Source organism: Psychrobacillus mangrovi (assembly GCF_037104765.1).
GTDB lineage: Bacteria > Bacillota > Bacilli > Bacillales_A > Planococcaceae > Psychrobacillus > Psychrobacillus mangrovi.
The window spans coordinates 33,031-45,156 of record NZ_JBAWSY010000006.1 but is presented as its reverse complement, the minus strand read 5'-3'; the positions used below and the strand labels follow the sequence as shown (position 1 = coordinate 45,156).

Below are 12,126 nucleotides of genomic sequence, written 5' to 3'. Positions count from 1 at the left end.
CTGTTTTAAGTGAAAAACACTTCTTTATATCGTTCATAAAGAAGTGTTTACTAGTTAGGTTGTTTGCATAGAAGACTTCAGGGAGTGGGAAACCTGTTGTCTAATTGATTCGACTGATGTATGTAATGAGTGAGATAAATCTCTAAACAAAATTTGCTGTATTGAATACATTTGCTGGATATCTTGATCAAGGAGCTTTTCTTTGGTGAGATCCGTTTCCATTTTTTTTCGCATTAATGTGTTTAATATTTTAGAAATTTCTCTACGGTCGCCTGTATTGATAATGTCTGTATATGTTTTTTTGCGCAGGTTGTTATTTTCGATCCAACTAACACCTGGCGATTTAAACAATTCCATAATTACTTTTGCTTCATCTTGATCTAACATATCTAACATTACGACGGTATGAGAATCTACTGGTATATTGATAGATACTTTTGCATTATCAAGAGGGTGCAAGACATAGTATTTTTTCGTGACATCATTATACGTTTTTTCGCAAATATCATCTATATGACATATTCCATGAGCAGAATAAATAATTAAATCCCCAACATTAAACATTTTACATGCTCCTAACAAATAATATTGTCAACTAAGTTAACTAAAATAATTATAATTCAGTTTTTACTCAATGTCAACCAAGTTGACATTGAGTGGTGGTTTTTGTATATTGTTAGCAGAGAAAAGGAATGGAGTGAAATACTTGAACTCTGCGCTAGAGCAACTAGATTTAATTGATTTATTAAGTGAGAGACATCTTATGTTAAGGAAAATAACGGAACAATCATGGAACGATAATAGCGAGATTTATATTTCTAATTCGGAATGGTTTATCATGGCAAGGATCTATAAAAAGAGGCCTACTATTTCTCATGTTACAAAACATGTAGATATCTCTAGGCAGGCAACCCATAAACTCATTAAGAGCCTTGAGTCAAAAGAATTAATAGAAATTCAGCCTGTTCCTAACAATAAAAAAGAAAAATGTATTCAGTTAACTAAATTAGGTGAAGCCTGCTATGAGAAGAATGAATCCTTAAAGGCCGTATTGGAACAAAAAATTGCAGTTCGTATAGGTAGTGAAAACTTATTAGTTTTAAAAGAAGTTTTAAAATTAGATTGGGGACTATAATTTAACCGATTGACTCTATTTTTAAATGATGCTATATTGAAAATATTCTAATAAAAGGTGTGGTGAAGTATGTCTGAAGCAGGTATGAACTAATACTGATTAGTTTAATAAGGCTTTTAAGAACTGGTTTTATTCCAGTTTATTAAGTGTGCCTTGTTTCACAATGTCTATGAAGCATTGTGAATACCTACCTAAAGACTGCTTCCTTTTCCATATATTCATTTAACATACAAAAATGTTAAGTCGAAGAGCATGGTGGGATTTGTCCTGCTATGCTTTTTTCTTCGTATCTTTTGTTGACGACTGAATGCCCGCAGGAGCTTTCTATTCATTTTCCGATGTGATCCGTGAAAATGGAATGGTAGGTAAGCTTCTTGCGGGCATTTATTATTTAAGACAATCGCCAGCATATCGAGGTCAAATGCCAATTTGCTTCTGTGCAAAGCTTGTTACGGTTATGCGGGCGCCTTACGCTTTCAAATTATTTAAGGAGGACTACACGTGAATACGATGACATATGAAAAATTACAATATAACGAATTAAAGGAAATGGTGAAATTACATTGTGTGAGTAGTTTAGGTAAGGAATTACTTGATAAGCTTCAACCAAGCACGAATATGAAGGTGGTGCAAAACAAGTTAAATGAAACGACAGAGGCTAGGAAATTATTAGATGCTGAAAGTCATCTTCCTCTGAAAGGTATCTCCAATATAAATCTTCATATAGAAAAGCTTGAAAAGGGAATGATTTTAGGACCATCTGAATTAGTGGCTATATCGGACTTTTTAAGAGGATGTAGAACGATAAAGAAATTCATGTTAGATAAAGAATTTTTTGCTCCAGTTCTCCATTCTTATTCTCACTCGATGATGGAATTTAGAGACATAGAAGAAAATATTAATCATTCGATAAGAGGAAACAGAGTCGATTCGGAAGCTAGTAAGGAATTAAAGCGAATACGAAATCATATCGCTAAAGCTGAAGAAAAGATAGAAGAAAGATTAAATAAGTTCCTGAAAAGTAGTGCTTACAAAGAGTATATTCAAGAATTCTTCATTAGTAAAAAAGATGATCGTTTTACGATTCCTATTAAGGCATCTTATAAAAACCAAGTCGCGGGCACAATCGTCGAGGTTTCTTCTAAAGGGTCCACCGTGTTTATTGAACCAGCAGCTATTTCAAAACTAAATACAGAATTGGCTGTGCTTAAGGCAGAGGAATCCATAGAGGAGTATCAAATCTTAGCGACACTTTCAGGAAGTATTCTTGAAGAAACAAGACAAATAAACATCAATATTGAACTAATAGGTCAGTATGACATGATTTTTGCAAAGGCAAAGTTTAGTAAAAAAATGGATGGAATTGAGCCTAGGCTAAATAATCATGGATACATTAAACTGACGAATTGTAAGCATCCGCTTTTGTCTGGAAATATTGTACCTTTAGATTTCGAAATAGGAAATGACTATCGCAGCTTAATTATTACTGGTCCCAATGCTGGTGGTAAAACAGTTGTTTTAAAAACAATAGGAATATTAACATTAGCTGTCATGTCAGGGTTTCATATTGAGGCAGATGAAAGTACGGAAATAGCTGTGTTTGATCAGCTGTTTGTGGATATTGGAGATAATCAAAGCATTGAAAATTCCCTTAGTACTTTTTCATCTCATATGAAAAATATATCTGAGATTATGGGTGCGTCCACTAATAATACGCTACTACTTTTTGATGAAATCGGAAGTGGGACAGAACCGAATGAAGGTGCTGGGCTAGCCATTGCTATTCTCGAGGAGTTTTATCAAATGGGGTGTATAACCGTTGCTACCACTCATTACGGGGAAATAAAACGCTACTCCGAAATTCATAGTGACTTCATGAATGCCGCAATGCAATTTAATAGTGAAACATTAGAGCCGATGTATAAGCTATTAATAGGTAAATCAGGAGACAGTAACGCACTTTGGATTTCAAAAAAAATGAATTTACGTGAAAAGGTACTGCAAAAGGCACAGCATTATATTGAAAATAAAAACTATGATTTAGAACGGGTTAGAGACAATAAAATTAAAAAGCCTATTCAAACGACTATTCAAGATGAAACCACTTATGAATTTGAAAAAGGGGACAGAGTAAAATTAATGGAACAAAATGATTCAGGTATTGTATATGAGAAAAAAGATAATCTCAATAATGTATTAGTGTTCTATAATAATGAAATATTAAAGGTAAATGTAAAAAGAATTCAGCTAGAAGTAAAAGCAACAGAGTTATATCCAGAGGGATACGATTTAAATACAATATTTGTTCGTTACGAAGAACGTAAATTTCAACGTGATATAGAAAGAGGATCTAAAAAAGCGTTGAAAAAAGTTTCAAAAGAAATAAAGAAAAGACATAATGAGTGACAATTAGATAATGGAAAATAAATTTACAGCGTATATCAAAGTAAGAGTGGGAAAATATAATAAAGATTTAAAATTAAAAGGAGGTGGAAGCAATGAATGCACAACGAGCAGAAGAGATTGTTTTTTCCCCTAATATGATTAATGTAACCTATAATGGTGAAAATATTTATATTGAGCATGTAGACAAAGGAAATGGCAAAGCTACAATCCATTCCCTTGATGAACCAGATAATAAACAAAGTGTATCTGTCTCAAGCTTAATGGAGCAGTAACATAATTACACTTACCTATAAGGCACTTTTTAAGGTATCTATTAGCGAGTATGTGAACGACATTTCGTTCACATACTCGCTTTTTGTCTGGCCACGTTGATTTCCGTTCCAGGCGGACGCTTTCCGCCGGCATGGCTTCAGCCGCTTCCCTCGCTACGCTCAGTCCAGGGTCTTCAGCTCATGCTATTCCGGCTGGAGTCGCCGCCCTCCACTCTAATCAACTATTGTATGCTTACAATTAAGCCTTTCTTCTATCTAATAAAACATCGTTGTCCGATATAATAAATTAAAGTAAATGCAGGTAGGCCCCCATGATTTCAACCCAAGAAACACTCAATTTAAGTTCATACATTGCTATACTGTTCAATTTTGAACAGTAAGTGCTTTTTTGTTCAAAAAACAATTACGTCATGTACAATCTAACTTGTTTAGTGACCTCACTAATAATTGGGGGTGCTTTTTCATAGCCAAAAGTACGCAGATAAATTAGTTAAAAATAGATAGATATCTATAATCTAGTAATATATAATTGTCCTTGATAGGGACTTGCATTATTTAGATGTAGATACTTATTCGAAAAAGGCAAATTTGTCGAAAGATAAAGACGCAAAGTTTCAGACCTAACGTCTAGCGGCTATGGTGGCTGAACTACCGAAGAATATGGATGAAAACTTGAATAAGGTTCAATTCACCATTCTTCCTTGTATTTCTATTTTTAATAGGAGAGAGGAGTTTTTTTATGTCCAATTTTAAAGGAAATTTGCGAAACACATTGCTTGCATCTATAATTGTTGCTTTCCTTGTGTTTCTTGTAGGTGTTAGTCCTACATTTGCAGAAACGAATGATTCCACAACTACAGTAGAGGATGACTTAGAAGTAGAATCTGGAGTTACGGAAGATACAAATGATACGGAAGAACCTGCGTTATTACCAGGTGATTTTTTCTATTTTCTTAAATCATTGCAAGAAAGTGTGCAATTGGCTTTCACATTCGATGACATGAAAGAAGCAGAATTGCTTAGCGCATTAGCGGAAGAACGAATTCTTGAAGCGACTGCATTATTTGAACAAGGTGATGAAGAGAAGGCAATTGAAACATTACAATTAGCGATAGAACAACAAGACGAGGCTTTAGCTAAGTATAAAGAAAGCGTTGAACAAGACACTACGGATGAAGTTGCAAATGAAAATGCTCCCGTTAATGAAGACGGTGCAACGGAGGAAGAATCCGAAGTAGATCCAGCTTATGCTGATCTAGAAGCAAAATTCTCATCAAATCTTCATGCTTTACAAGCAGCTTTAGAAAAAGTAGAAAATACAAAAGCTAAAGAAGCACTTGCTAAAAATGTTGTAAAAGCTGAAGAAAGATTGGCTAAAAAGATAGAGAAAAAACTTGCTAAGCTTGAAAAAGAGGAAACAGAAGAAACGGCAGAGGAAGAAGCAACTGAACCTATAGAACCGACTGAAGAAGTAGATTCCGATGATACTGTTGAGGAAAACACAACAGATTCAAAAGAAGAAGCACCCCTAGAAGAGGAAAATAAAGTACTAGAAGAATCTACGGAACAAGTAGTAGCTACTTCAACAGTTATGGTACCTAAAGTTAAAGATACTAAGACACCAGTTGCACCAAAAGTACAAGAATCATCTTCGAAAGCTGAAGAGAAAAAACAAGAGGCCGCTAAAAAAGCGGAAGAAGCAAAATCAAAAGCCGAAGAAGTAGCAAAAAAGGCTGAAGAAGAGAAAGCAAAAGCAGAAGTTAAACAAAAGGAAGCCGCACTGAAAGCAGAAGAAAAGAAAGTAAAAGAAGAAGCTAAGCAAAAAGATGAAGCAGCAAAAGCAGAAGCTAATCAAAAGGAAGCAGCACTAAAAGCTGAAGAAGCGAAATCAAAAGCAGAGGCTAAACATAAAGAAGCGGCAGCGAAAGCTGAAGAAGATGCTATAAAGGGTGCAGCACAGAAACAAGACTCCGAGGCTAGACAACAAGGAAATAACGAAAAGGAAAAATCGAATAACGGGAAAAAAGACAAAGGGGAGTAGATCCCTCTTTGTCTTTTTCTTTCTTAATAAATTTGGAATTTTCAGTTATATAAAACTATAATGTTACCCGATGCACCTGTTCTTTTAAAATCTGTATATTTCCTAAGACGTTTTGAGAGATTTCTAATGTAGCTTCAATCGAATTGGCTTTTTCATTGGATAATTGGAAGACTATATCATTAAAAAGAAGTTCCATTTCGTCTAGTATAGCTAATGCGGAAACGTTATATATTCTTACATTTTCATACTTCCCAGGTTCAAAAATGGCTGTATCTATATATGGTTTAAAATTATTTAGCATTTCGGGAAGATTTGCAAGCATACGACCAAAGCCTTTTCGGAGACCTTCCACGGTTACCTCCATCTCCTCAAGAGGTTCTAACGCACTTTGAACAGCACTTCTAATTCTTTCCTCGTAGTTAGTGAATAAACTAATGAGTAAGCTAACAGGATTTCCATACAAACCAACGTTTAATGCTGCCTTAACAGCTATTATGATTGTTGATAATGCTGTTTCGATTAGCAATAGCAATGCTTCTAAACTTAAAAGTATAGGAGTTAATATGGATATTCCAATTGCGTTCATATGTTGATGGGCAAGTTCCACTTGTACCTCCTTTATTTTCATCCCAACTACAACGTAAGGGGAAGGTTCAATTGCAAAAACATCTGTTTTTTGAATGGAATCTACTCCATCATCTAGAAAAGAACCTGAATTGATAGAAGTTGCCAAATTTTGATCTTTGTTGTGAAAAGAAGAGGCTATGTCATAAACTTGAGACTCGTAATCATTTAGTTGTTTATATACTTTATCCTTATTTCCATTGAGAATGTTATAGTGAGCATTGAATTCCCCTACAACTGCATCCACAAAAAAGTCTTTCCCGCCTTTAAATAATTCTGGAATATCATTCTGAACGACATTCTGTGCACTTTCCACTAAATGATCAACATCTACTTTTAATTGATTTAAATAAGCTTTTGCGGGAGCAAAGAGTCCTTCAACGTCTAAATTTATTGAAAAAATAAATTCAATTAATTCAGCAGGCTTAGAGTTTAAAATGCTATTTAGAATTCTGCATCTTGCCTCAGCTGAATCAAGAAGTGATAAAAGTTCATCTATACAACTTTTAATAATCAATCCTGTTTTGGCAATACCATTAAATACTGGGTCACCAGCAAGCTCTTCAAACATATATTGAAAAGTTTCTTGTAGCTCCGTTACTCGCTGATTAAATCGAGCACTTTCATCCTCCACAATGCTTACAGAATTTCTGATATAGTCTCTAACATTTGTGATACGGCCTTTCACTTGGTCCCTTATTCCATTTGAAAGCAAGATCATGTTTTCTTTGTTTATAAGAATCTTTTCAGTTTGGCCTCCATACAAAGGAGAACCGGACCAAATACTTGTTACAATATGATCATCGGCTCCAACATAAATAAATCCGTGACCAGGCTCTCCTTTTAAGCCGACTTCGATTTTAAATTTACCCTCCGCATCCGCTTCTACATAACCAGTATGGTTGGAGCCAAGCATCGAAAACATGGGAATTCCATTATTTATTCCGTATTTGTTACCCGGAATTCGATCTCCCATTCCTATAGTCTCTTCAGTGCCAGTCAGGAAATCATATTTACTATAGTAATTAGTAATGTTGGCATAATTTTTAGTAGGGTCAACCATACCAGATGGAAGAATGGCAGGATTTAACGTCACGGCTTTTACTTGAGGATTCTCGATGGCTACAGCGTTCGTTAAAGCACCAGCAAGTGAATTTCCTGAGACTGAAGAAATTTCCCCATATTTATTGTTCATCTGCTGAAAATAAACTTTAGCATCTTGAATTTGAGCAGGAGGAACATCGCTTAGAAGCTTTGTATTTGTACCAATCCAGTCTTTGTCTAGTTGTTCACTGCCGACAAATACTACGGATAGCTCTTTAGTTTCAAAGTTTTGAATGGTTAATGCATCTAGCCCAGAGGATGTATCATAAAGTGTATTAATAACATAAAATTCTTTTCCATTAACTTGTAGGATATCTTTAACCTCGTATTTTTGGTATGCATGATAGCCTGCTAGCTCAACTAAATCTCTGTCATTAGTATTCGGACTAGTTATGTTATTTATAGTAGTCATAGGTTATATTCTCCTATTCCTTCATAATTTCATTAATCGTAGTTTCTTCAATACTATTGTTTTTCGAACCACTTCCATATTTACTATTAATTAAATTATCGTGTAATAGAAGAGTATAAGCACCTCTTGGCAAACCATTCGTGCTTTCGATTTCAGAAATTATTTGTGAATAGGTAACTTTATCTGGATCTACATTCATTTCTTTCATGAATAGGTTTATAGTAATTTTTACAGCTTCCGTTTCAAATTTATTTTCATCTAGGAAATTTCTAAGCTCTTCCTTACTTACATTTTGGTTTTCTAAGTACATAGAGTTAAGACGATCGAAAACGTCAGTAAAAAAACTCATATAGTAATAGGGAGTTGAGTAACCAGTATCAGTATTTTCTACTGCCTCCTTAGTTTTACCGACAACAGGGTAATCTTTAATTATTAGATTTGCAAAATTATCCAAGTTGGCCATTTCTTCGTCATAAGCCATTGCAAATAATCCGCCTGATAAGGCATTTTCTATTTGGCCTTCCTGTGACCAAACGCTGTCTGTTTTTACTGTTTTACTTTTTACATCTATCGGAACAATAGCAAATGCATGAAAATGTGGTTCTCCCACTGATTCTACGAATACTGAAACACCATCAACCGCACCTACCAAGTTATGGACAATTACTTCTGTTTTATATTTTTCACTGAAGAATTTTTTTACTGCTACTTCAATTGCATCGCGATTTGCTTCTGCGATTTTATCCGTTTCCTCACCATTTCTTAATGCATATCCTTCACCTGTATACTCCTGGACGCTCACTAGGTTTTCTGTTTTTAAAGCAATTCCTTGACCTCCTGTTGCCGCTACTGTTTCTTTTTCAGCGCTTTTTGTATTCTCAGTATCCATGTTACATCCTCCTAATATAACTGTTATGCCTAGTCCGAGTGCTAAGGCTTTTTTGTTGCTTCGCATATAATCCCTCCTAGCGTGCATGAAAAATCCTTCATTCATAACCCATAATTCTTTTAAAATATCCTATTTTTACTAATTGTATTAAAACTTTAAGAGAAGATAAAACAAAAAACGAATGTTTTATTTGAATTTTTCAAAAACAGGAGAAAGGGTATGACCTGGAAATGTATAGTAAGGACTTTTGCTTTATAGAGGGGGGATAAATCTACTTATTACATTTTCAAATTTCTATTTGTAAAAGTTTTTTGTAGAAAATATTAGCCCCTATTGGGTTATTCGATTATTTACAGGGTACAATAATTAGAGACCTTTAAATATCTATGTTAGGAGGGGATTTGAATGGACGAGAAAATGGGTGGCATTGAAGTTGGAGAAATTCTTACAGTTCTGGATGAAGAAGATCGAGAACAAGAAATTGAAGTAATTGGTAAGTTGACTATTGAGGATAAAGAATATGCAGCTGTTGCATTTGCGGATGATGCGCAAGAAGAAACAGTAGAAGAGGTAGATGTGTTCTTTTTCCAAATTATAGATGGTGAGGAGCTAGCGGAAATAGAGACGGACGCTGAATTTGAGAAAGTATCCGCAGCTTTTTTACAAGCACAAGAAGAAGCAGAAGACTTTAATGAAGAAGATGAATAAACGGTTGTTAAGAGAGGATACACTCCTCTCTTTTTTACAGAATATACTCTATTAGAAAAAGCTATAAACCATCGCGACAACCTGCGTTATCTTGAAATTAATTATATTTTTTCATCTCATTTATTGTTTCTTCTACTTCCATTAAGTACTGGTCGAATACCGCATTGTTACCTGATTCGCTGAAATTCTGTTTATCAATAGAATTAAGCAACGCAAGAACCCCTTTAAACTTTATGTCATCAAAAGAAGGAACCTCAGATTGGCCCTCGATTTCTCCCTTTAGTATTATCTGTCTTTGTTCGTTCTCCATGTGAAATATAAACTTCTGTATTTCATTTATTTCCATTAACTATCTCTCCTAAATTTTACTCATTACTTTACATAATATAACCGTAATTATCGGTATTAACCCCATCAATGGAGGAACAATAGGATTTGTAGAAATTAAGGAGGTGAAATCCATGAATGCAGAACGAGCACAAGAAATAGCATTTTCGAAAAGTATGTCTAATGTTACATTTAATGGAGAAAGGGTTTATATTGAACATGTAGATCGAGACAAGGATTTGGCGACCATTCACTTTATTAATGATCCAAATAACAAGGAAAGTGTTTCAGTTACTAGCTTAGTTGAACAATAAGAAAATCATAAAAGAACTGTACCGAAGAGAAGGTGTAGTTCTTTTTACGTATTAAAGTAAAACGAATTCGGTACAAAATAGGATTTATTGTATAGTAAAAAAAGCTATGGTAAAATGAAAGTCACTTTAAGAAATGGAGGTTTTCCTTTTGACAGCATCAATGAGACTAAGAATCCAAACTTTGAACCGTTAATTGAATATGGTCAAGGACTCTGCCTAAGAGTAGAGTAAATGGGATTAGTCTGTCTTTTAGGAAAACTTTATTTTACGTTTAACAAAAAAGAGGGGGTGTATCTACCCTCTTTTTTGTTGTCTAAAAATAGTAATGTTTTAATTTTTCGATTCGAGATATAAGACCTTAACCATTTACTTTTCAGAGCAGGAAATATATATAGAAGGTCGTGAAGAAAATGAATACGGAATATGAAAATTGGAAAAAGAATATTATTATATTTTTAAGCAGCCAGACGATATCACTTTTTGGTTCCTCACTGGTTCAATATGCGATCATGTGGCATATAACACTCACTACACAATCAGGAATGATGATGACACTGTTTATAATATGTGGATTCATCCCTACATTTATTTTATCGCCTTTTGCTGGAGTGTGGGCAGATCGATACAACCGAAAGGTGCTCATTATCTTATCGGATGGACTTATTGCTACTGCAACTCTCATAATGGCAATTGTCTTCTTAATGGGATATGATGCTATTTGGCTGTTGTTTGCTATGTCAGCGATTAGAGCGATAGGAACAGGTATTCAAGGTCCAGCAGTAGGGGCTATTTTGCCGCAAATTGTTCCAGAGGATAAACTTACAAAGGTAAGCGGAACTAACGGTAGTATACAAGCGATAATTATGTTTGTGTCTCCTATGGTCAGTGCGGCATTGCTTACGATGGCTACATTAGAAATCATTTTCTTTATAGATGTGGTAACTGCAGCTATAGCGATTGTAACTTTACTCGTATTCTTAAAAATAAAGGTACATGCAAAGGCATCCGAGGCACAAACGACAAGCTATCTTAATGATTTTAAAGCAGGTTTAACATATATTAACAACCATGCTTTTTTGAAAAAGTTCTTTTTGTTTTTCGCGTTGTTTTTTGTTTTGATGGCGCCAGCCGCATTTTTAACTCCTTTACAAGTGACTCGAAGCTTTGGTGATGACGTATGGCGATTAACTGCAATTGAAATTGCCTTTTCGGTTGGAATGATGGCAGGGGGAGGTATTATTGCTTCATGGGGAGGCTTTGCCAACAAGGTGCATACGATGACACTTGCCAGTATTATAATGGGAATTTGTACGATTGCGCTTGGGATTATGCCAATATTTTGGGCGTATTTACTCTTCATGGCGATATTCGGGGTCTCAATGCCAATATTCAATACACCGACGACGGTACTAATTCAAGAGCGAGTCGAGGGTGATTACTTGGGTAGAATATTTGGGGGTATTTGGGATGATTGCTACTTCAATGATGCCAATAGGAATGCTCATATTCGGACCAATGGCTGATATTGTGAGAGTTGAATGGATTCTATTAGGTACGGGAGTGCTAATGTTAATACTTAGCCTATTATTAGGAAAAGACAAAGTTTTAATAAAAGCAGGTGAGCCTGTAGTTATTACAGAGTCTTCTGATCTAACTTCATAATTAATAAAACACCTTGAGATGGTTAAATCGCCATTTCAAGGTGTTTTTTGTTAGGGTATGTTTTTATCAATGATTTATAAGAACGTTTTTCCAGGGAGGGTGATTCTCTGAAAAATACTGATATGTAAATTAATAATATTAATGACACTCACCGCGGGACTGATAATGCCAAAAATTATCTCTACGTCCCATATTAAGTTTAAACTTCAATTCTTATATACCTAAGGGCGTA

At 34.8% G+C, this 12,126-nt stretch carries 10 protein-coding genes, 1 pseudogene and 1 riboswitch; of the genes and pseudogenes, 7 read left to right on the top strand and 4 right to left on the bottom strand.

The features are described from left to right. Positions 1-54: 54 nt before the first annotated feature. On the bottom strand, positions 55-564 hold the full coding sequence (locus WAX74_RS10185; RefSeq protein WP_336497558.1) for a CarD family transcriptional regulator: 510 nt from the start codon (positions 562-564) through the stop codon (positions 55-57). Positions 565-763: 199 nt separating this feature from the next. Between WAX74_RS10185 and WAX74_RS10180 the strand changes: the two genes are divergently transcribed. The 4 genes from WAX74_RS10180 (at position 764) to WAX74_RS10165 (ending at position 5,854) form a co-directional block, all read left to right on the top strand. Next, the gene (locus WAX74_RS10180) at positions 764-1,135 is read left to right on the top strand and encodes a winged helix DNA-binding protein (RefSeq protein WP_413788955.1); all 372 of its coding nucleotides are present in this window, start codon (positions 764-766) and stop codon (positions 1,133-1,135) included. Between the two features lie 501 nt (positions 1,136-1,636). Continuing rightward, a complete protein-coding gene (locus WAX74_RS10175) occupies positions 1,637-3,541 on the top strand; it encodes an endonuclease MutS2 (RefSeq protein WP_336497557.1) in 1,905 nt (634 codons plus the stop codon). 92 nt (positions 3,542-3,633) lie between these two features. Beyond that, complete coding sequence (locus tag WAX74_RS10170; RefSeq protein ID WP_336497556.1) at positions 3,634-3,813, top strand: small acid-soluble spore protein H; 180 nt, start codon at positions 3,634-3,636, stop codon at positions 3,811-3,813. A gap of 571 nt (positions 3,814-4,384) precedes the next feature. Then, positions 4,385-4,469: riboswitch (cyclic di-GMP riboswitch) on the top strand. 83 nt (positions 4,470-4,552) lie between these two features. Next, positions 4,553-5,854 carry a DUF5667 domain-containing protein gene (locus WAX74_RS10165; RefSeq protein ID WP_336497555.1) on the top strand — a complete coding sequence of 434 codons (1,302 nt, stop codon included), beginning with the start codon at positions 4,553-4,555 and terminating at the stop codon, positions 5,852-5,854. A gap of 55 nt (positions 5,855-5,909) precedes the next feature. On the opposite strand, the gene WAX74_RS10160 is transcribed toward WAX74_RS10165, so the two are convergent. Both WAX74_RS10160 and WAX74_RS10155 read right to left on the bottom strand, forming a co-directional pair. Continuing rightward, the gene (locus tag WAX74_RS10160; protein WP_336497554.1) at positions 5,910-7,994 is read right to left on the bottom strand and encodes an SA1320 family protein; all 2,085 of its coding nucleotides are present in this window, start codon (positions 7,992-7,994) and stop codon (positions 5,910-5,912) included. A gap of 13 nt (positions 7,995-8,007) precedes the next feature. Continuing rightward, positions 8,008-8,883: a DUF1672 family protein gene (locus tag WAX74_RS10155; RefSeq protein ID WP_336497553.1), complete on the bottom strand. Its 876-nt coding sequence runs from the start codon at positions 8,881-8,883 to the stop codon at positions 8,008-8,010. A 405-nt stretch (positions 8,884-9,288) separates the two neighbouring features. Between WAX74_RS10155 and WAX74_RS10150 the strand changes: the two genes are divergently transcribed. Beyond that, on the top strand, positions 9,289-9,591 hold the full coding sequence (locus WAX74_RS10150; RefSeq protein WP_336497552.1) for a DUF1292 domain-containing protein: 303 nt from the start codon (positions 9,289-9,291) through the stop codon (positions 9,589-9,591). A gap of 97 nt (positions 9,592-9,688) precedes the next feature. On the opposite strand, the gene WAX74_RS10145 is transcribed toward WAX74_RS10150, so the two are convergent. Further along, entirely contained in the window at positions 9,689-9,937 is a 249-nt protein-coding gene (locus tag WAX74_RS10145) for a hypothetical protein (protein WP_336497551.1), read from the bottom strand. Positions 9,938-10,052: 115 nt separating this feature from the next. On the opposite strand from WAX74_RS10145, the gene WAX74_RS10140 reads away from it, so the two are divergent. Together WAX74_RS10140 and WAX74_RS10135 are read left to right on the top strand one after the other, a co-directional pair. Continuing rightward, a complete protein-coding gene (locus WAX74_RS10140; RefSeq protein WP_336497550.1) occupies positions 10,053-10,232 on the top strand; it encodes an H-type small acid-soluble spore protein in 180 nt (59 codons plus the stop codon). A gap of 410 nt (positions 10,233-10,642) precedes the next feature. After that, positions 10,643-11,894: pseudogene (locus WAX74_RS10135) on the top strand (MFS transporter). The last annotated feature ends 232 nt before the right edge of the window (positions 11,895-12,126 follow it).

Excerpts from the sequence above, each read along its gene's own strand:
- WAX74_RS10165 (WP_336497555.1), top strand. The coding sequence starts at position 4,553 with ATGTCCAATTTTAAAGGAAATTTGCGAAACACATTGCTTGCATCTATA.
- WAX74_RS10160 (WP_336497554.1), bottom strand. The coding sequence starts at position 7,994 with ATGACTACTATAAATAACATAACTAGTCCGAATACTAATGACAGAGAT.
- WAX74_RS10185 (WP_336497558.1), bottom strand. The coding sequence starts at position 564 with ATGTTTAATGTTGGGGATTTAATTATTTATTCTGCTCATGGAATATGT.
- WAX74_RS10145 (WP_336497551.1), bottom strand. The coding sequence starts at position 9,937 with ATGGAAATAAATGAAATACAGAAGTTTATATTTCACATGGAGAACGAA.
- WAX74_RS10140 (WP_336497550.1), top strand. The coding sequence starts at position 10,053 with ATGAATGCAGAACGAGCACAAGAAATAGCATTTTCGAAAAGTATGTCT.
- WAX74_RS10155 (WP_336497553.1), bottom strand. The coding sequence starts at position 8,883 with ATGGATACTGAGAATACAAAAAGCGCTGAAAAAGAAACAGTAGCGGCA.
- WAX74_RS10170 (WP_336497556.1), top strand. The coding sequence starts at position 3,634 with ATGAATGCACAACGAGCAGAAGAGATTGTTTTTTCCCCTAATATGATT.
- WAX74_RS10180 (WP_413788955.1), top strand. The coding sequence starts at position 764 with ATGTTAAGGAAAATAACGGAACAATCATGGAACGATAATAGCGAGATT.
- WAX74_RS10150 (WP_336497552.1), top strand. The coding sequence starts at position 9,289 with ATGGACGAGAAAATGGGTGGCATTGAAGTTGGAGAAATTCTTACAGTT.